The organism is Pseudomonas sp. Pf153, assembly GCF_001269775.1.
Taxonomy (GTDB): Bacteria; Pseudomonadota; Gammaproteobacteria; order Pseudomonadales; family Pseudomonadaceae; genus Aquipseudomonas; species Aquipseudomonas uvaldensis.
Genome location: NZ_LHVL01000025.1, coordinates 553,067 through 572,961 on the forward strand (window position 1 = coordinate 553,067; position 19,895 = coordinate 572,961).

At 55.0% G+C, this 19,895-nt stretch carries 18 protein-coding genes and 4 tRNA genes; 5 read left to right on the forward strand and 17 right to left on the reverse strand.

The annotated features are described in order from the left end of the window. The first annotated feature begins 74 nt into the window (after window positions 1-74). A complete protein-coding gene (locus AD666_RS17675; RefSeq protein WP_053154688.1) occupies window positions 75-368 on the forward strand; it encodes a DUF3077 domain-containing protein in 294 nt (97 codons plus the stop codon). Between the two features lie 130 nt (window positions 369-498). Continuing rightward, window positions 499-1,497, forward strand: a complete 999-nt coding sequence (locus AD666_RS17680; protein ID WP_256222693.1) for an Abi family protein — start codon at window positions 499-501, stop codon at window positions 1,495-1,497. 85 nt (window positions 1,498-1,582) lie between these two features. Here AD666_RS17680 and AD666_RS17685 read toward each other — a convergent pair whose 3' ends face one another. The 4 genes from AD666_RS17685 to AD666_RS17705 form a co-directional block, all read right to left on the reverse strand. After that, complete coding sequence (locus AD666_RS17685) at window positions 1,583-2,413, reverse strand: hypothetical protein (RefSeq protein ID WP_156315955.1); 831 nt, start codon at window positions 2,411-2,413, stop codon at window positions 1,583-1,585. A 226-nt stretch (window positions 2,414-2,639) separates the two neighbouring features. Continuing rightward, window positions 2,640-3,041, reverse strand: coding sequence for a hypothetical protein (locus AD666_RS17690; RefSeq protein ID WP_156315956.1), 402 nt, complete (start codon window positions 3,039-3,041; stop codon window positions 2,640-2,642). A gap of 42 nt (window positions 3,042-3,083) precedes the next feature. After that, window positions 3,084-3,554 carry a hypothetical protein gene (locus AD666_RS17695; protein WP_156315957.1) on the reverse strand — a complete coding sequence of 157 codons (471 nt, stop codon included), beginning with the start codon at window positions 3,552-3,554 and terminating at the stop codon, window positions 3,084-3,086. 179 nt (window positions 3,555-3,733) lie between these two features. Further along, on the reverse strand, window positions 3,734-5,122 hold the full coding sequence (locus tag AD666_RS17705) for a HEPN domain-containing protein (protein WP_053154703.1): 1,389 nt from the start codon (window positions 5,120-5,122) through the stop codon (window positions 3,734-3,736). Window positions 5,123-5,425: 303 nt separating this feature from the next. On the opposite strand from AD666_RS17705, the gene AD666_RS17710 reads away from it, so the two are divergent. Further along, the gene (locus AD666_RS17710) at window positions 5,426-6,463 is read left to right on the forward strand and encodes a hypothetical protein (RefSeq protein WP_053154706.1); all 1,038 of its coding nucleotides are present in this window, start codon (window positions 5,426-5,428) and stop codon (window positions 6,461-6,463) included. Window positions 6,464-6,638: 175 nt separating this feature from the next. On the opposite strand, the gene AD666_RS26135 is transcribed toward AD666_RS17710, so the two are convergent. The 5 genes from AD666_RS26135 to AD666_RS17730 form a co-directional block, all read right to left on the reverse strand. Continuing rightward, window positions 6,639-9,056 (reverse strand): DUF4238 domain-containing protein, encoded by a 2,418-nt coding sequence (locus AD666_RS26135; protein WP_082339823.1) that lies wholly within the window; start codon window positions 9,054-9,056, stop codon window positions 6,639-6,641. A 52-nt stretch (window positions 9,057-9,108) separates the two neighbouring features. After that, window positions 9,109-9,588 carry a phage virion morphogenesis protein gene (locus AD666_RS17720; protein ID WP_053154712.1) on the reverse strand — a complete coding sequence of 160 codons (480 nt, stop codon included), beginning with the start codon at window positions 9,586-9,588 and terminating at the stop codon, window positions 9,109-9,111. A gap of 111 nt (window positions 9,589-9,699) precedes the next feature. Continuing rightward, entirely contained in the window at window positions 9,700-10,326 is a 627-nt protein-coding gene (locus AD666_RS17725; protein ID WP_256222695.1) for a phage minor head protein, read from the reverse strand. Between the two features lie 169 nt (window positions 10,327-10,495). After that, complete coding sequence (locus tag AD666_RS26140) at window positions 10,496-11,056, reverse strand: DUF935 family protein (protein ID WP_256222696.1); 561 nt, start codon at window positions 11,054-11,056, stop codon at window positions 10,496-10,498. Then, window positions 11,030-11,106 (reverse strand) — tRNA-Val (locus AD666_RS17730). The genes AD666_RS26140 and AD666_RS17730 overlap by 27 nt, the downstream gene beginning before the upstream one ends. A gap of 183 nt (window positions 11,107-11,289) precedes the next feature. On the opposite strand from AD666_RS17730, the gene AD666_RS17735 reads away from it, so the two are divergent. Then, complete coding sequence (locus tag AD666_RS17735; RefSeq protein WP_053154715.1) at window positions 11,290-12,573, forward strand: FAD-binding oxidoreductase; 1,284 nt, start codon at window positions 11,290-11,292, stop codon at window positions 12,571-12,573. A 148-nt stretch (window positions 12,574-12,721) separates the two neighbouring features. Here AD666_RS17735 and AD666_RS17740 read toward each other — a convergent pair whose 3' ends face one another. After that, on the reverse strand, window positions 12,722-13,351 hold the full coding sequence (locus tag AD666_RS17740; protein ID WP_053154718.1) for a LysE family translocator: 630 nt from the start codon (window positions 13,349-13,351) through the stop codon (window positions 12,722-12,724). A gap of 224 nt (window positions 13,352-13,575) precedes the next feature. On the opposite strand from AD666_RS17740, the gene AD666_RS17745 reads away from it, so the two are divergent. Next, a complete protein-coding gene (locus AD666_RS17745; protein WP_053154721.1) occupies window positions 13,576-14,934 on the forward strand; it encodes a PLP-dependent aminotransferase family protein in 1,359 nt (452 codons plus the stop codon). Window positions 14,935-15,189: 255 nt separating this feature from the next. On the opposite strand, the gene AD666_RS17750 is transcribed toward AD666_RS17745, so the two are convergent. The 7 genes from AD666_RS17750 to AD666_RS17780 all read right to left on the reverse strand — a co-directional run bounded on the left by AD666_RS17750 (window position 15,190) and on the right by AD666_RS17780 (window position 19,840). After that, window positions 15,190-15,266: transfer RNA gene (locus AD666_RS17750), tRNA-Asp, on the reverse strand. A gap of 89 nt (window positions 15,267-15,355) precedes the next feature. Beyond that, window positions 15,356-15,432, reverse strand: a tRNA-Asp gene (locus AD666_RS17755). Window positions 15,433-15,490: 58 nt separating this feature from the next. Continuing rightward, window positions 15,491-15,566 (reverse strand) — tRNA-Val (locus AD666_RS17760). 145 nt (window positions 15,567-15,711) lie between these two features. Then, window positions 15,712-16,467, reverse strand: a complete 756-nt coding sequence (locus AD666_RS17765) for an SDR family oxidoreductase (protein WP_053154722.1) — start codon at window positions 16,465-16,467, stop codon at window positions 15,712-15,714. After that, a complete protein-coding gene (locus AD666_RS17770; protein WP_053154725.1) occupies window positions 16,464-17,675 on the reverse strand; it encodes an O-succinylhomoserine sulfhydrylase in 1,212 nt (403 codons plus the stop codon). Before AD666_RS17770 ends, AD666_RS17765 begins: the two co-directional genes overlap by 4 nt. 57 nt (window positions 17,676-17,732) lie before the next feature. Continuing rightward, a complete protein-coding gene (purF, locus tag AD666_RS17775; protein ID WP_053154726.1) occupies window positions 17,733-19,238 on the reverse strand; it encodes an amidophosphoribosyltransferase in 1,506 nt (501 codons plus the stop codon). Window positions 19,239-19,279: 41 nt separating this feature from the next. Next, window positions 19,280-19,840, reverse strand: coding sequence for a CvpA family protein (locus tag AD666_RS17780; protein WP_053154729.1), 561 nt, complete (start codon window positions 19,838-19,840; stop codon window positions 19,280-19,282). Window positions 19,841-19,895: the final 55 nt, after the last annotated feature.

A 19,895-nucleotide genomic window follows, 5' to 3' on the forward strand; every position in this document is an offset into this window, starting at 1 on the left:
TACAGATTCCCGTCCTCCGATCCCCTCGATTCAGAATCTGAATCTCACTACACCTCCATCATTGGAGGTGATCAATGACTGAATACACGGAAGAAAAGACCATCGGCCTGACGCCCTTCGTCTCTTGCTCAGGTCATCCGCTGTTTCATGTCAGCGCTGGCGTACCCGTCTACGAGGCACTGGCAATGGCGTCAGACTTGCTATTTCTGGCGAAGGCGTTTGCCGAAGACGCAGCGTTCATACGCGATACCGACCGACACGCCTGGGCTGCGCATTATTTTACGGTGATGGGCAAGGCGGTCATTGATGACGTGGTAATGACCGTTACGCCCAAACCCGGGCTGGACCTGTATGGGGTGAAACCATGACGGTCTACAGGAGCACACGCCGCGTTGACTGCGCGGTAATGAGCGCAGATAATTAACCCAATAGCGCCCGAACCTCTGGTGCTGGCTCAGTCCAGCACTATGTTTGGGCCTTCTTTTTTCTGGACAAAGGATGTTGCAGCCATTAGCTCCGCCAAAGCCGTTTCGATCCTACAGCGATCTATGCGCTCTGCTCACCAGCCGTGGTATGCAGATCCTCGACGTACCCCGCGCCGAACGTAAACTCAGTCAGATTGGCTACTACCGCTTGAGCGGATTCTGGTATCCGTGCCGTGAATTTCTTCGTAACGCCAAGGGCGACGTGGTGCTATGCGCCGCAGGTAAAAAACCACGACGTCAAAACGCGTTTACCCCTGGCACTCATTTCGATTCCGTTATTGAACTCTATCTGTTCGACAAAAAATTGCGCCAACTGATGCTTGATGCCATTGAGCGCGTTGAGGTGCACTTACGCTCGGCAATCGCTCACGAGGTGGGTTATCACGACCCGCTGGCCTATCAGGACATCCGCTACATCAATCCTTCGCAAACCAGGACCTTCACGACCAAACAGGGTAAGTCACGCAACATTTGGAACGACTGGTCAAAGCGTCAAGAAGAGCAAATTGCTCGTAGCCGCGAGGACAGCATCGAGTGGCATCGACAGCAGCGTAAAGCAATGCCCTTTTGGGTGATCGTCGAAGCATGGGACTTTGGAATAGCATCGAAGTACTACGAGATACTCAAAGACAGCCATCGGAACAGAATCTGCAAACGGTTCGGTCTCACTCATGCAAGAATTCTTAAAGAATGGCTCCAGGAGATCAGCACCCTGCGCAACCGGTGTGCGCACCATAGTCGCATCTGGAACCAGATTTCAGCTAACCCTATACCCACCGTGGCAAACGATCCCTACTTTCAGAGGCTCGGCCTCGACTCGAATGCGACGAGCCGTCTTTATGGTCTGATCGCGGTAATCTGGTATCTGGTCAAAAATATCGGCGTCAACTCGAAATGGATCCATCAGGTGGCAGACGTTATCGACGCTAAACCCACGTTACCTGGCTGCCCCTTGGCGGCGCTGGGCTTTCCTGATGAAACCGGGTTCCCTCGGGGGCTGTTCGGGATATGACCATCCTTATGCCGTGAGGACGGTTGTTTGGAACCGACTGTGCTTGGGGCTTAGGGAAAAGCGCAGGCTGATACCTGCGCGATGTTCACAGGTAGCGACTATGACGTTCGATGAGCAACTGGCGGTCATAGACTTGCATGTAGGGAAGCAGCGCCTGGAAGATTTGTTCGCGATCCTTTGGACTGATCCAATCTCCGTTGCGACCGGTTGCTTCCAGCATGGCTCTCATCACGTAATCGGTGTTGTCACTGAGCGGAACAAAGTGAGCCTGTTTCAACATGTCGCTGATGGCTTCGCATGGGTCCTCATGGGTCTCTGCTGAGCTGATACCTAAGCTTGAGCGCATATACCCGGTAAAGCCCTTGCCGCCTTTGAGTAACAGCATCAGGGCGCGATACAAACCTGCACGCTGATTGGTCGTAAACCGAGCACGGTTGCTTCGATCACTGTTGTAAAAATACTGAAGCATCTCCAATGTTTCCAGGACTCCCAGTTCTCGGAATCTGTCAGCCTCGACCAACGGCATTCTGCGCACATCGCTGTAAGGTTCTGAGCTGCTCCAAAACTTGGTGACACGGGCGATCTTTGCTCGTGTTGCTAATGGACGTAGCCAGTTCCGCCAATATCGGCCGATTTGACCCGCCTGCCAACGCCCGATTGCAGGGAGCAACTCGTTGGTCAGCCACTGATAGGTCTCCATACACGTCCACCGGGATTCATTGTAAGCATGATAGGTCGGCGGTTCCCATAGAATTGCAACCTGATCCATGTAGCAAAGGTCCTCGATGGCGGCGCCGAAAATAACGCCATGGTACCCAGCGCTTGAAACCGGCATGAGTCTATTCGACGCATTGTGGAACATGTGCCATGCAGAGTTGCCGTTATTGGTGTCGTGCACGTTGGCGAACTCAAGCATTTGCTCCCACACCCAAGCATCGACTTTGCATAATGCGACTCGCGTACCCGCCCATTTCACGACGGGAAAGTGTTGCGCCTCCCATTGCGTCTCGACTTGCTTCAAACTCTGTAGGTACTGTGCTGAAAACTCGTCCGCGACATTGATGAGTTCTTGGGCTGCTGGCTCAGGCAGGAGGAACCGGCAGTTTTCAAGTCAACTATGTGGTTATTCGGTGTCTGCGTGGTTACGCCTTGAAAAAAGGACGGCATTGCGCCAGCAGCGGTTCCCCCTCGTTACCTAATAAGTTGTTCAGCAGCCACAATTGGTCCAGGACCACCATTACACCTTCAGTGTCGGGCATGGAGATCGAAATGATGGCCGAGCCTGGATAGTCCTCGGGTGTGGGGAGCATCGCCGATACATCGACCCATAGCTTTTTCAAGGCCCAATGTCGGCCGTTCGCATGGCGAACGGTGAGGTCTTCCTTGTCAATCGCTCCGCTGTTCAGAAATTCATTTGCCAACGCTGACACTTCTGCTCTCGGATCTTTGAGGGCTTTCAGGAACATTTCCTGAAAGCCCTCACGCTGCATCCACTGATTGCAGAACTGATCGACATGTGGCCCGGAGAAAAAACGAGTGAGCACGTCTGGGGCGTTTTTGAGCTTTTCCGTTAGGTGTTCCGCTGTCTATAAATCCGCCTCGATACCACGCGCCGACAGTTTGAGGCTGGCTTCGACCCAGGCTTGGTCAAGAGACCGAACGGTGCTTTGAGCCAGGATCAGCGTGAAGCGTCCCGCGGATTTTGCCCACTCGCCCGCTAGGAAACGGTCGACTGCGGCGGTCAGATTGCTGCCAGTGAAATCTTTCCAGCACTTGCATTCGAATACCAATAAACGGTCCTTGCTCAGACGATCGAATGCGAATAAATCGATGCCGTGCTGGGAAATCTTTCCTTTGTTACCCAGGCGCTGACAGCCAGTGAGCGTGTGTTCTTTCTGAAGAAGCCACCAGCACAGCTGCTCGAATGGCTCGGGGTACATGTCCTCAAGCCGCAGTGCGCTAGATGTTTTAGGCGGTACGTATTCTTGTGCGGTAATTGGAGCTTCAGCGTGGAGGTGGTCGCCCCACTGCTGTGGGAACTCTTCGTGATTGCTCATGGGATCCAGATCAGACGTGTAGAGGTAAAGGGAACCATGGAGTCTGTGTGGGATCAAGCCAACCTGTTGCAGTTACTGTCTGTCCCTTATGGGGCTGGTGTGATGGGCGGGAAGCTGTTCCCTTGGAGAGCCGCTTCCTGCCAATAAGGGAGGCTAACGCCGCGAGCAATAGTGAAGTATCACATATTAGCTCCCTGTAATTTTTGTTTTAGTGGAAAGCTATTTTTTACTACCCAATCTATTTCCTCTTCAGTAAACCCAATGACCTTAAGAAAGTGCAAGTTAAATATGGACTCCATTTTCGCACAAAGACCCCAAAGATCTCCTTCTTTGGCAGCAGTATCTTTCAAATCCTCATTGTAATGCGTCAGGTAGTTCCTAGTGTCTACAATTTTCTTTAGCATCTTATTTCGTTCTGCGCTTGTTCCAAGGTGTTTTTTGAATGGTTCAATAATTCTTTTTAATCGCTTGCCAAGATTGATTTCGTTGCCGTGCATCAATCTACCTTGTAGCCAGCCGACATGTTCTTCCGGACACGCGCAAAGGATTTTTTCTACCACCGCCTCAAAGGACTTTGGCTCCATTAATGTTTCGCTGCTGGTTCTTCTATGGTAAGTCTCTAGCCCTTGTGCCAAAGCCAGAAATTTACCTTCAAGATATTTCTGGGCGCCAGTTTTCGTTGAAAAATATAAATTAAGTGCTGGGTACAGATACTCATAAGCATTTAACCAATTATTGAGGACCTGCTGTGCGCTGGTCGTAATAACGGCAAAATTAAAAAGCATCGAGCGCCGATCTTTCTTTGGCATTTTTTCAGAGAACGGAATGCTTTGATAGTAAATTGAGATCGGAACAGAATATTGCTTATTGTCCACGCCGCGCTGCAACTCACGCGAGGTTGCCGATACATTTTTCAAGCTAACAATCTCGCCTATAGCAAAGCACATTAAATTTGTTATTTTAAAGGCAGTAGTCGTGAAGTCATCTAAGTTTAGTAACTCCTCTGAGCTGAGTCTAAAATAGGTTCGCTGAGTAATTTTGGCCTCTGTGATATTTGGAAATACTGGAAGAGTATATGCAAAGCAAATTTCAAGCTTCATGCCGTTATCAAGCGAGAAGACTTTTTCTTCGGGTGGGTAGTAATTAATTGTTGCAGCCCTAGCATCCCAGTCAGTACTTACATCAATGCCACTAATTCCAACCCATTCGTCTAAGCAGTCAACTGAAAACGAAAAGGTGTTGAAGGTTACGGTCTCCTCCTTACCCCATGCAGCTCCGCCGAAAACGGTATTTACGTGTACTGTTGATTTGGATATGCCGCCCAATGAAATATTTTTTGTTATATAAAAGCAATTATCCAGAGTTACCAACCCGTCTTTTTCGACATGGCCAATTATACGACTTAAGCCATCATTGCTTAGTAAGCTGGGACCATCATTAAAATGGCCTATAATTTCTAATTTAATTTTTCCACCATTGTCGATTGATAATATCCCGGGAATTTTGCTCTCTTCCTTTCCAGGCAGCCAGAAATAGCCTGATTTTTTGTATTCTTCTTCAATTCGCATGTGAAATCCTTTTAAGGTTAACTATATAGGCGCCAAGCGGGGCAGAATGGTAATACCATTTGGAGAGTGCCCCATGCCTTGAATCCTGGAAGCGCCATCTTGGTATCTGCCAATTGCTGCCCGCCATGAGTGGAAAGTGGTTCAAAGTGGACCTGAAATTAGGTACTCATGAAACTTGGGGCAATGTAATGATTCTGAATAGAGCTAGTCCCCGCTACGGTGGTTATCAGGTGCGGCGAGCGATTCACCGAGCTATCGGCTAAGCTCTCCCGAACTATCTGACGCCTTCAGGACAATCACCACATGGCCCTCCCACGCCCCATGCCGATGCTTGATGCCGCCAAGCTTCGCGAGAATGCGCTTACCTCCATCAGGTTAGGCGTTGAGGACTTCGAGCGCTGTAGGCACCCTGAGGGAGATCCAGCGCGGGCGCTCTCGGCTATTCGAAATCTCTTCGCTGGAGTACTGCTACTATTCAAGTACAAAATTGCTACGTGTGTCGATGATCCTGCTGATGCGGCGGCTCTGATTTTCAATCCGCCGGAGGTCTTGCCTCATTCAGATGGCTATGGAGGTATCAACTGGGTGCCAGTCGGCAAATTCAAGGCCACCACAATCGACGTTGGAACGATTCAAAAGCGTTTCGAAGCTTTTGAAATCGATGTTGACTGGGATGTGATCGAGAAGCTACAGGCCTGTCGCAACCATCTGGAGCACCTGCATCCAGCTCACACTTTAGGTGAGGTGGCCGATTTCGTAGCTGAACTATTCCCAGTGCTCCGGGATTTCATTCAGACAGAACTGGGAGAGCCGCCAGCAGCAATTCTTGGCGATGCCTGGCAACTGATGCTGTTGCATCACAGGTTTTTTGTAGACACCACCCACCAATGCGAAGAGGCTTGGGCAGATGCTTGTGTGCCAAAAGGGATGGAACCATGGCTGAAAGAATGCAAGTGCCCGGAATGCGCTTCCGCCTTATTAGCACCTGCGCAAGAAAACTTGGACGCAGGCGATACGGTTGAATCCAACGATGATAGCTTTCAGGCTACATGTATCGCCTGCGGGTGCGTAGTATTGATAGCCCAACTCATGATCGACGCGGTAGAGAAAGCCCATAGCTATGATCCACGTGACGGGGATGAACCACTCCTAGAACGCTGCAATCAATGTAGCAAAAATACGTTCCTAATTCATGAGCAGTCCTGTCTGTGGTGCGCTGCGGAACTTGAATACACAGAATGTGAAATGTGTGACGAAAGTTTGGGGCAAGAAGATCAGGACAATGGCGGACTGTGTTCCTATCATGCTCATTCTTATGAGAAGTTTATGCGAGACGATTGATTAAATATAATGAAATGAATTGCGCAGCTTATACGCCCCTAGATGCCATTACGAGTGTCCTTGAAGTTATAGCGTATAAGAATACGATGCGTATGGACAGCAAACATCTATCCCCCTTTACAAAAGTAAAGGGAGTGGATTTGTTCTTTTGGAAAATTACAGTGGGAGAAAAAATTTAAATTTGAAAGGAAACGCCAAAAACGGATCTAACCTGATTGTCGTATCTCGAGCAGCCGGAACGAGCAAGTAAACGTTGGACGTGGGCGTCATAGAACCCTCCAGCTGGGCTTAATACCTTCAAGGTATGTGTTACCACTGGCTCTGCGGCTTTTTCAATCTGGTTCATACACATCTTAGCTTGATCAGCTAGCCGACTCAGTTTAGTCGGGGAGCAGTCATTGTCCAAAATCATACGATCTGCTGATTTTATCAGTTTTCTGAATGTGGCGAAGTGAGATTGAGATTTCTCGAGTTTTTCCAATAATTGGTAATCGACGGGAATCGAAACTATCTGATCAAGTGCATTGCTCCAAGGGTAGTTTATAAGTCCTTGATCTCGGTGCTGAGCAACAACCAGCTCTCGCCATCTCGAACCACTGTCCGTGACCAATACTGAACCAGTGACTTGCGCTACAAATAGCGACATTTCATAGTTTGGCCCCATCCTAAACTGAAAGAACTGACTTGCTTTATCGGCGTCTAATTGTTGCAACAGCGTCAGTGGTGAGTTTTCCGCACTTTCCTCCAGTTCAATAATAGCATTTTCTGCACGTTTCTCAGTCAATCCGAATTGACTAACTAGCATTTGTATTTTTACGTCCCTCGGCATCATCGCCATCGAATTTAGCAGATCTTCAGTCGCCAATCTGAGAGATATCTTTTTATCTTGTTCACAGGTTATATCGGGAGTGCGCGGATCCGAACGGGTCCTAGCCATTTCCATCATTGCGCCCAACAAGTCAAGGTCAAACTCAGCGGGGTTTGGGATAAGGTTGATTAGGCCAAACCCGATAAATGGTTCCATCTCAAGCATAAAAAGAAAGTCCTTCAAAGCTTGATATTTATATTTTTCGGGTGATTTAATTGGGCTGAACTCCGGCTTAACGTTATTAGGATTGGTTATTGGGTTTTCAACTAAAAACTCATCAAAAAAAGTTGCCATTGGCAACGCATGTGCGCCAATCGTTCGAACATCTAAAATCCCGCTGTAAAGCGCGCGAAATTTCCCATCGGACTTAGGTAATAATGAATAGATATCTGTTTCACGCGGCCATAAGATCGAATAAAATTCATAAATTTGTGATATTTGGTTGTTGGATAGCTCACGTCTGACGTCCACCCACGTTTTGCCGCTGTCTAGGCCTAAAACTCCCCGAATACAGTTGCAAAATGCCAAGTTACGCTCTCGGACACTTGCCACACTCCAAGTCGTTCGAAGATCTATAGGAAGGTTTCGACAACAGTTTTTGTATTTGCGACCGCTACCACAACCGCAAAAATCGTTACGTCCAATCTGAGCTTCATTAATGTGCTTATCTAGCAATTTGTTTTTTGGCGCTGTTCTACCAAATGCATCCTGATAGTGCACGGAACCATCATCAAAACGTGCGTAAATTTCACCGCCGAATCTATGAAGTTCATTCTTCGGCGGCAGCAATACTTGCTTGATTTCACTCCAGTCACATTTGATATTATTTTCAGGATGAAGCCATTCTTCTTTTCCGGCTGCTACCGATGAGATAGCTCTACTTTTAATGATATGATTAATTTGGTTGACTTCAGCTGCCGATAGCTTGCGAGAGCTAATAAACTCGATGGTGCTCACCATACTTGGGCGAACGCGAGTCGGGTTGGTTCGCTGCTCTAGAGGATTAACATCATCCGGATTTCTGGCATATTCAAGATTAGTTAGAATCAAGCAACGGTTCTTGCTCAGCGGAAATATTGTCTGCGAACCCTTTAATGAAATATCTGGATCATCTGGGTATCCGCACAACTTTGATGCTGGAGGGCATGCGTAGTTGTAGATCGTGACGGGATGGTCGGAAACGATGAATTTTATATCCGATTCCTCTGCTGAAACTAGCTCTCGGACTCCTTCACTCCATAAAGTGCAATGCATTGAGCGTAACGACTGCATCTCCATCATAAGCTGCATCTGACTTAGTTCTGGATACTTACTTTTGATCCAGTCCAATCCTTTAGGGGTTCTCAATTTTTGTGCGTCAAGATAAATAAAAAAATTTTGAAAATTATGATGCCATTGCGATTGATCGTCATTCAAAAAAGCGCGAATGGCTTTGGAGCCATTATCATCAATTGGGCCAAAAAGCTTATGCTCTATATCGTCATTTATTTCTGTGCCGAAGAACGTTGAATACAGATCCTTTTTATAAAATTGTTGAGCTGGCGTATGCCACCTTTTAGAGTGCACTATTTTGGTGCCGCCATTCTTAAGGTCTATTTCTCTGCGCGAGAGATAGCAGAGCTGGTCGTCTCGATCATCCATAAAGCCTTTTTGATACCATTGCGGTACAAAATGATTGTCTCTGGTTTTGCTCATTACACTCCGCTTAGAAAAAGTATCCTTCATTTAATATTAAGTCCTTTTTATCATTATGAGGTTTGCCGGGAAGTGCTTAAGGCTACGTCAGCGAGCCTTTATATACTAGGTGAGCTAATGCTAAATCCAAGAAGGCCTTTTCCGCTTCGGGCTGCAGGTTGCCTTCAGCATCCATGGGCAAGTACGGCCGACCCGGGATATCACCCCACAGCTGCGGAAAGTCCGCCTGGTCCCCACCGAACTGCATCATTGCCGCATATGGTTTGTTGCTGCCTACCAGCACCGAGCTCTCGGTGGCTTGCGTGGTAATTGAGGCCGCCAGGCCGGCAGCACTGGCTTGCAGCATCTTTCCGGGCCAATGCCCTGTTTCAGCTCTGCGTTCAATGGTGACGTCAGAAAGCTCGGGCCATTGCGGGCGGCCTTCCTGTTCGAAGTTTTCTTCGGTTTGGCTGGTGAGTTCGGCGGCCAGGCTGTGCATCAGTGGCGTGAGGTCGCCGATGGCCTGTTCCACTTTGCTTAGGGTTTGTTGTAGGCGTTGGTGGTCTAGTTCGATGATGAACATGGGATGCCTTCCATTTTGGTTTGCAGTGGGTCAGGAGGTATTGGTTGGGCTGGGTTTGGGGCTGCTGCGCAGCCCAGCGGGAGCAAGCTCCCTCGCCACGGGGAGGTGTGTTCAGACTGGCCCAGGAGCGTGGTTGAAGCCTGGGTCGGTGCGGAATGTGAGAGTGTGGCCTTGGGCGTTGGTGAGGCGGATGCCGGTGATGGTGACGGTTCTGATCTCGCAGGTGCGTTTGTCGGTGCCGGTCTCGATGGTTTCGGTGAAGGTTTTCCCTAGGCTTGATATGACGGTGAGCCCTCGGCGTTTGACGGCGGCTTCGCTCAGGGCGATGACGCGGCAGCGGCAGTTGAAGCCATTGGGCGGGAAGATGGTTTGCCAGATGGGGTCGTCGTGACGCAAGACCTGGCCGTGCATGGCGCGGTGACTGCTCCGGGTTTTGTCGTCGAGGATGGCGATGTACATCCAGTACGGGTGGGTCTCGGTGGTTTGTTCCATGCCGGCTTTGCGGCCGGCCATGTAGGCGCTTTGCAGGTTGGTTTGGTAGAGGATTTTGAGCCGGCGTGGGCTGCCGAGCTGGACGGGTTCGGCATTGCCTCGGCTGTCGACGATGACTTGCCGGCCCCACCAGTCCTGGGCTTGTAGGATGGGTTTCAAGTTGGCGGTGAATTGCTGGAGGGTTTGGCCCTGTTGAAGGGCGGTCTCCAGGGCGGCGCGGATGTCGCTGAGTAGGTCCAGGCGCATGGCTTTTGCCACGGTGAACGCATGGTCGTGGGCTTGGTCGAGGATGTCTTGTCAATGCCAGGTGATGGTGTAGCCCTTGGCTTTCAGGTAGGCGATGGCGTGGGCGGGTTCGAAGCCGAAGATGGCCTTGAGGTCTGCGGGGTCGAGCTGTTTTGCAGGGCTGGGCATGTCAGTCTTCCCGGTCTGAGCTGGTGCTTAGGCGACCCCAGGTGTCGGCCATGAACATCAGGTTGGCGAGGTTTTCAGTCAGCTGGTTCAAGTGTTCGGTCGGCAGGTTATGGATGGCTTGGTCGAGGGCAGTTTGATCCGGCGCCGGGTGTTGCGTGGCTCCGGCGAATGCGGGCTTTTCGCTTTGGGTCTGCGCTTGTTGTAGGTCATCGTCCTGCAGGTTGTAGGTGCGTTGCCAGTAGGCATTGGTGAACTTTACGCCGGACGCGGTCAGCGCCTTGTCGCGCTGGGCCAGGGACTTGTCGATTTCTTCTTGTTGCCAGAGGGCATAGCGCGGTGCGATGACCTGGGGGCCGAAGTTGAGGTCGACGACGTGGCCGATGCAGGCGTTGAGTGCGGTGGTGACGATGGCTGCGCGCCGTCGCGGATGTCTGGTGTGAACGAAGCCTTTGGTTTGTGAACGTTTTCTTAGGCAAAGAAAAAGGGGAACCCTTTCGGATTCCCCCTCACACCGCCCAGCAGAGCGGATTTTGTTTGGTAGGCGCGATTGGACTCGAACCAACGACCCCCACCATGTCAAGGTGGTGCTCTAACCAACTGAGCTACGTGCCTGCTGTGAGGCGGCATTCTACGGAATTCCAAAGGGGTGTCAACACCTTTTTTTCACCTAACCCTATGAATATGCAAAATATTTAATTTCGCCGCCGCGACGAAGTTTTTGCGGTGGCTGGCGGCCGATTTTTATCTCGGGTAGGATCGGCGCACTCGTAAAAAATATAAAACAGAGGTTGCAGAATGGCGAACACTCCTTATCCAGCGTCCTATTACGCCGCGTCGGCCAACCCGACGCCGTCGCGCCCGGTCCTGCAGGATGACGTCGAAACCGACGTGTGTGTCATCGGCGCGGGTTACACCGGCCTGTCCTCTGCCCTGTTTTTGCTGGAGAACGGTTTCAAGGTCACGATTGTCGAGGCGGCGAAGGTGGGGTTTGGCGCTTCGGGTCGCAACGGCGGGCAAATCGTTAACAGCTACAGCCGCGATATTGATGTGATCGAACGCAGTGTCGGGCCTGCGCAGGCGCAGTTGCTGGGCAATATGGCGTTCGAGGGCGGTCGGATCATTCGCGAGCGGGTGGCGAAGTATCAGATCCAGTGCGATTTGAAGGACGGCGGTGTGTTCGCGGCCCTTACCGCCAAACAGATGGGTCATCTGGAGTCCCAGAAACGCTTATGGGAGCGCTTCGGTCATACCCAGCTGGAACTGATGGATCAGCGTCGCATTCGCGAGGTGGTGGCTTGCGATGAGTATGTCGGCGGTATGCTGGACATGAGCGGCGGCCATATTCATCCGCTCAACCTCGCGCTGGGTGAAGCGGCGGCCGTGGAGTCCCTTGGCGGTGTCATCTACGAACAATCACCGGCCGTTCGAATCGAGCGTGGCGCCAGCCCGGTGGTGCATACGCCACAGGGCAAGGTCAGGGCCAGGTTCATTATCGTCGCCGGTAACGCGTATCTGGGGAATCTGGTACCGGAGCTGGCGGCCAAGTCCATGCCGTGCGGCACGCAGGTCATCACCACCGAGCCGCTGGGGGACGAGTTGGCCCATAGCCTGCTGCCCCAGGACTATTGCGTCGAAGACTGCAACTACCTGTTGGACTATTACCGGCTGACGAGTGACAAGCGCCTGATCTTCGGGGGCGGCGTGGTCTATGGCGCCAGGGATCCGGCTAACATCGAAGCGATCATTCGACCGAAGATGCTCAAGGCCTTCCCTCAGCTCAAGCATGTAAAGATCGATTACGCCTGGACGGGCAATTTCTTGCTGACGCTGTCGCGTCTTCCTCAGGTCGGGCGCCTGGGGGACAACATCTATTATTCCCAGGGTTGCAGCGGTCATGGCGTGACGTATACGCATCTGGCGGGCAAGGTCCTGGCGGAAGCGTTGCGCGGCCAGGCCGAGCGCTTCGATGCGTTTGCCGACCTGCCCCACTACCCGTTCCCTGGCGGCCAGTTGTTGCGCACGCCGTTTGCGGCGCTGGGGGCTTGGTATTACGGGTTGCGGGACAAGCTTGGGGTGTAACCCCACGCTCGGCAGCCCCGCGTGACAAGTGAGGGCTGCCTGTGACCAGGTCTTCGACGATAGTGCGCTGGTGGTTGCCATTCATGGGCTGGCGACCGATCGAGGCATCCGCCTTCGTTTTTCCTCGCGACTTCACAACACCGGAACATCAGTGAGACGACACGAGGAGCTTCAATCCCGCGACCGCAAACAGCGCAGAGAACAGCCCTTGAACCCAGCGCCGCAGCCGGGTGTAGCCGGCAATCATCCTGGCCGTCGAAAACACGATGGCGTAGCCGCCGAAGATGATGATGCCGAGCAAGGCGCAACCGCCGATGATCACAGGCAAAGTACCGACTGGCGCGTCTTCACGGAGCCCGAGCGACATGATCGCTATCCAGGACATGACGGCCTTGGGGTTGCCGATGTGCATGAGCACGCCCTGGCGGTACAAAGGCAGATAACGCCGAGCCTCCCGTCCGGCAACCGCACCGGCGCTCTCGTGTGTCGATGCCATGGCAGCCTTGCCCGCACGCATCGCCAGGTAAAGCAAATAGACCCCACCCGCCACCTTGATGACGAAGAGTGCCTGAGCACAAGCCGTCAACAAGGCGGAGATGCCCCTTGCCGCCAGGAATGCCCAGAACAGCGAACCTGTCATGACGCCGGACGCCAGGACCAGAGCGTGGGAGCGCCCGTCACGCATCGCCACCCCCATGATCGCCATATTGCTGGGGCCTGGGCTGGCGGCGGCAAGGATGTAGCTGCCAAAGGCGAGCATGATCGGATGGTCGATCATAAGGACGCTCCCGGGAATGGAGGTCGAACCCCGTGAATAGGCTTATTCAGGAAATGGCCGGCCCGCTCAAAGTCCTGCGCCCCCACGGTGACATGGCTGAACATCTGGCGCTCCCTGCTGCTGTCGCGGTTTAACGAATGATTTGGAAACACCATAATGCGCGTGACACTTCATGACTATTTAAATAGTGTCACGCGACACTATTCATTCACCGGATACTCACCATGCGCCTTCAATCGCCCTGGATACCCCGCCTTGCGGACATCGAAGCGAACGCATCAGAACGCCTGGTGTGCGCCCTGGCTGACGACATCGTTGAAGGACGATTGAAAAGCGGCGACCGCCTCCCCGCTCATCGACAGCTCGCATGGCAGCTGGGGGTCGGGTTGGGTACGGTGACGAAAGCCTATGCCGCCCTGGAACGGCGGGGTCTGGTGCGCAGCGTCAAGGGTCGGGCAACGTTCGTGGCCATCCTGCAGGCACACGGGCAGCAACTGATCGATCTTTCATCCAATGTGCCCCCCGCCCTGTTGACGAGCCGTCTCCTGGCGCGAACCTTGACCGGTATCGCTCGCAAGATCGACGCCGATCATCTCAATCTCTACTCACCCCCCGCCGGACACCTGGAACATCGGCGCCTGCTGGCCCGTTGGCTCGAAACCCTCGGCATCGTGGTTGAACCGTCCCACTTGGTGCTGACGGGCAATGCCCGCCAGGCCATTTCCCTGGCTTTCGACCTCGCTTGCGGCCCCCACGGGGTGATCCTGACGGAACGCCTCACGTATCCCGGCGCGATTGCGCTGGCCCGGCGCAAAGGCTATCGGATGCAGGGGATCGAGATCGATGGGCAAGGCATGCTGCCGGAGGCGCTTGCGCACGCCCTCGACCGTCTCGCAACGACCGCCGGCAAAGTGGTCTATCTCACTCCCACCCTTCACAACCCCACCACGGCGACGATGAGTGCGGCGCGACGGCAGGCTATCGTCGAGGTCTGTCGACAAGCGGGTGCCTGGATCATCGAGGATGGTGTCTACGCGCTGGGATCTGCGCCAGTGCCTGCCCTTGCGACGCTGGCGCCCGAAAGGGTGTTGCACGTCAATGGCCTGTCCAAGTCCCTCGGCCCCGGGTTGAGAATCGGCATGCTCACGCTGCCCGCTGAAATGCATGACGCTGCGCAGGAACATCTGCAGGACATTCCCCTGGGCCCGTCGCCGTTGTCCTGCGCCGTGGTGGAAGACTGGCTGTCCAACGGCGTCATCGCCTCCATCCAGCAGGACTTGCGTCATGAAGCTCGGCGCAGGACCAGCCTCGCCGCCGAATGGCTCGGCGACACCGAATGCGTCTCGCACCCGGACGCTTATCACATCTGGCTACCAATGCCTCGTGACGCCGCTGAGCGCTTGACGAAAGCGGCAGCCCAGGCGGGCATCAGGGTGACGACACCACAATCGCTGATGGTGGATCGCGATGAACAGATGACCGGTATTCGCCTGTGTCTGGGTGGCCCGTCTTTCGAGGCGTTGACCCAGGGGCTGAACCGCCTGTCGGACCTGCTGAAGCACGAGCCGGATGGGCCCGTTTGAACCAGGCACAACCTCCAAACTCATCAGAAGTCCAGCATCAACGTCTCACTCCCCTGCGCAGGTGAGCGCTCATACTTCCCTGTGATGGAATGCGCACAAACCACAACTCACGCTTTCAAAAACAGAACGGGTCAGGTTTGGACAGGCAGAAACAAAAAACCCCGGTCTTTCGACCAGGGTCTTTGCTATCGATTGGAAGAAACCTTGCGGTTCTCTTCTTAGCTTAAAGGCGTTCAGTGGGCCTCGAAGCAGATATGGCGCAGCGGACGGGACTCGAACCCGCGACCCCCGGCGTGACAGGCCGGTATTCTAACCGACTGAACTACCGCTGCGTATCGCTATGGACTTGCGTCCAGTTAACTCATCTGATCGGAACCCTTGGGTTTCGATCTCGAATCAGGCGAACCTGCTTCGGAAAATATGGCGCAGCGGACGGGACTCGAACCCGCGACCCCCGGCGTGACAGGCCGGTATTCTAACCGACTGAACTACCGCTGCGCGTCGGTGGAGGCTTCTGACAGCTTCCATCTTGCTCTCGCAAGACTCTCATGGAACATGGTGGGTGATGACGGGATCGAACCGCCGACATTCTGCTTGTAAGGCAGACGCTCTCCCGGCTGAGCTAATCACCCTTTGCTTCGCTGAGGCCGCGAAATTTACGCAGGTGCCGAAGCTAAGTCAATAGCAGGATTGAGTTTTTTTCAAAAACAGCTTCGAGCGACAAGCTGCAAGCAGAAACGCCAACACCGCGAAATCGCTCGCAGCTCGCCGCTGTTCTTATTCGTAAATCATTTTCTTGGTCATGCCACCGTCCACCACGAACTCCTGGCCCGTGACGAAACCGGCATTGCGCGACAACAACCACGCCACCATGGCCGCTACGTCTTCTACCGTACCCACCCTGCCCGCCGGATGCTGCGCATGATCGGCATCGGTCAGCGGCTCTGCACGGCGCTGCGAAGGGTCCCGCGCGTCGATCCAGCCGGGGCTCACGGCGTTGACGCGGATCTCTGGCCCCAGGCTGATCGCCAAGGCATGGGTCAGGGCCAGAAGCCCGCCCTTGCTGGCTGCATAGGCCTCGGTGTCAGGCTCGGACTGCGCGGCACGGGTCGACGCCAGGTTGACGATGGCGCCGTTGTGGGCACGCAGGTATGGCGCACAGTGCTTGGCCAGCAGCATCGGTCCGCTCAGGTTGACCGCCAGGACTCGATTCCAGTAAGCCAGGTCGAGGCTTTCCAGGGTGATGTTGTGGGGATCGGCAATGGCGGCATTGCATACCAGCGCGTCGAGGCGACCGAACTGGCCGAGCACTTCGGCGATGCCCGTTGCGACCTGTGCTTCGTCCGCCACGTCCATGCCAACGAACCATGCGTTATCTCCGAGGGCCTTGGCGACCCGGGAACCGCGCTCGCGATCCCGGTCGGTCAGGACCACCTGCCAGCCCTCACAGATCAGCCAGGCCGCGATGCCGAGACCAATGCCCCGGGCGGCACCCGTTACGAGCGCAACCCGGCCATGAATGCCGTCAATCACAAGGCCGCCAACCCACGAGCCAGATCGGCCTGCAGGTCCGTTACATCCTCCAGGCCGACCGCAACGCGGATCAGGCTGTCACGGATGCCTGCCGACTCACGTTCCTGGGGCGACAAACGACCATGGGAGGTGGTACTCGGATGAGTAATGGTGGTTTTGCTGTCGCCCAGGTTCGCCGTAATGGAGATCAGACGGGTCGCGTCGATGAAACGCCAGGCGCCCTCCTTGCCACCCTTGACCTCGAAGCTCACCACCGCACCGAAACCACGCTGCTGACGCACGGCCAGTTCGTACTGTGGATGGCTCTTGAGACCGGCGTAATGCACCTTCTCGATGCCGTCCTGCTGCTCCAGCCACTCGGCCAGGGCCTGGGCGTTGGCGCAGTGAGCCTTCATGCGCAGCCCCAGCGTCTCCAGGCCCTTGAGGAAGACCCAGGCGTTGAACGGGCTGAGGGTCGGACCGGCAGTGCGCAGGAAGCCCACTACTTCTTTCATCTGCTCGCCACGGCCGGCCACCACACCGCCCATGCAACGCCCCTGGCCGTCAATGAACTTGGTCGCCGAGTGCACCACCACGTCCGCCCCCAGCTTCAACGGCTGTTGCAGCGCCGGAGTGCAGAAGCAGTTGTCCACCACCAGCATGGCGCCCTTGGCATGGGCGATTTCCGCCAGGGCGGCGATGTCCACCAGCTCGGCCAGCGGATTGGAAGGCGATTCCACGAACAACAGCTTGGTATTGGTCTTGATTGCCGCATCCCAAGCGGACAGGTCAGCCAAGGGCACGTAATCGACTTCCACGCCGAAGCGCTTGAAGTATTTCTCGAACAGGCTGATGGTCGAGCCGAAGACGCTGCGCGACACCAGTACGTGGTCACCGGCGCTGCACAAGCTCATCACCACCGCCATGATCGCGGCCATGCCGGTGGCGGTGGCAACCGCTTGCTCGGCGCCTTCGAGCGCGGCGATACGCTCTTCGAACGCTCGCACGGTGGGGTTGGTATAGCGCGAGTAGACGTTGCCCGGCACTTCACCGGCAAACCGGGCCGCCGCATCGGCAGCGGTACGGAACACATAGCTGGAAGTGAAGAACATCGGATCGCCATGTTCGGCTTCTGGCGTACGATGCTGGCCGGCGCGTACCGCCAGGGTGTCGAACGCTACGCCTTCAAGGTCGCTGTCCAGCCGACCGGCATCCCAATCCTGACTCATGCTGCCACTCCTTCAATCGGTTTAACGCAAACCGGCCCCTCAGGGCCGGTTTGTCACTCAGTTGTTGTACAGATCGATGATCGCACTGACCGCCTGGGTCTTGGCCTTGGACGCATCGTTACGAGCGCTTTCGATCTTGTTCAGGTAAGCCTCGTCGATGTCGCCGGTGACGTACTTGCCGTCGAACACCGCGCAGTCGAACTGGTCGATCTTGATCTTGCCGCCACCGACCGCCTCGATCAGGTCCGGCAGGTCCTGGTAGATCAGCCAGTCGGCGCCGATCAAGTCGGCCACTTCCTGGGTGGTACGGTTATGAGCGATCAGCTCATGGGCACTCGGCATGTCGATACCGTAGACGTTCGGGTAGCGCACGGCCGGGGCCGCCGAGCAGAAGTACACGTTCTTGGCGCCGGCTTCGCGCGCCATCTGGATGATCTGCTTGCAGGTGGTGCCGCGCACGATGGAGTCGTCTACCAGCATCACGTTCTTGCCACGGAATTCCAGCTCGATGGCGTTGAGCTTCTGGCGCACGGATTTTTTCCGCGCAGCCTGACCCGGCATGATGAAGGTACGACCGATGTAGCGGTTCTTCACGAAGCCTTCACGGAACTTGACGCCCAGGTGGTTCGCCAACTCCAGGGCCGCGGTGCGGCTGGTGTCCGGGATCGGGATAACGACATCGATGTCGTGGTCCGGACGCTCGCGCAGGATCTTCTCGGCCAGCTTCTCGCCCATGCGCAGGCGCGCCTTGTAGACCGAGACGCCGTCCATGATCGAGTCAGGGCGCGCCAGATACACGTGTTCGAAGATGCAGGGCGTCAGCGACGGGTTGGTCGCGCATTGGCGGGTAAACAGCTTGCCGTCTTCAGTGATGTAGACCGCTTCGCCCGGGGCCAGGTCGCGAATCAGCGTGAAGCCCAGCACGTCCAGGGATACGCTTTCGGAGGCGATCATGTACTCGACGCCTTCGTCGGTGTGACGCTGGCCGAACACGATCGGGCGGATGCCATGGGGATCACGGAAACCGACGATACCGTAGCCAGTGATCATCGCCACCACCGAGTAGCCGCCAACGCAACGGTTATGCACTTCCGACACGGCGGCGAACACGTCCTCTTCGGTAGGCTGAAGCTTGCCGCGCTGGGCCAGCTCGTGGGCGAACACGTTGAGCATCACTTCCGAGTCGGAGCTGGTGTTGACGTGACGCAGGTCCGATTCGTAGATTTCCTTGGCGAGCTGTTCGACGTTGGTCAGGTTGCCGTTGTGTGCCAGGGTGATGCCGTACGGCGAGTTGACGTAGAACGGCTGAGCTTCAGCCGAGGTCGAGCTGCCCGCGGTCGGATAACGCACATGGCCGATGCCCATGTGGCCGACCAGGCGCTGCATGTGGCGCTGTTGGAACACGTCACGCACCAGGCCGTTATCCTTGCGCAGGAACAACCGGCCATCATGGCTGGTCACGATACCGGCAGCGTCCTGGCCGCGGTGCTGGAGCACGGTTAGCGCGTCATACAGCGCCTGATTGACGTTCGACTTACCGACGATACCGACGATGCCACACATGCGACGCAACCCCTACTTAATGGATCTGAACTGAACAACCCTTACTGAGGCGTTTTGGCCATCGGCAAGAGCTGTTCCTTGAACGGTATTTCAGCGGGTACGCTGATACCGCTGGCAAGCCACTGACTGCTCCAACCCAGGATCAGGTTCTTGGACCAGTCTGCGACCAATAAAAATTGTGGCACGAGCCGGGACTCCTGCCACCACTTATCCTGTTGTACCGGCCCCAGGCTCAGCAGCCCGACGGCCACGACCACCAGCAACGCGCCACGCGCGGCGCCGAAAGCCATGCCCAGGAACCGGTCCGTCCCGGAAAGCCCGGTGACGCGGATCAGTTCGCCGATCAGATAGTTGATCATTGCGCCGACCAGCAAGGTGGCGATAAACAGAATGGCACAGCCCGCGATGACGCGAGCCGACGGCGTTTCGATGTATCCGGCGAGGTACTGGGACAGCGAGCCACCAAACATCCAGGCTACGACTCCCGCGATGATCCAGGTCAGCAGCGAGAGGGCTTCCTTGACGAAGCCGCGGCTCAGACTGATCAATGCGGAGATAGCGACGATCGCAACGATCGCCCAGTCAACCCAGGTAAATGGCACGGTGCAGCCTACAGACGGATAAGGCGGCGCATTTTAGCAGAGCGCAGAGCTGTCG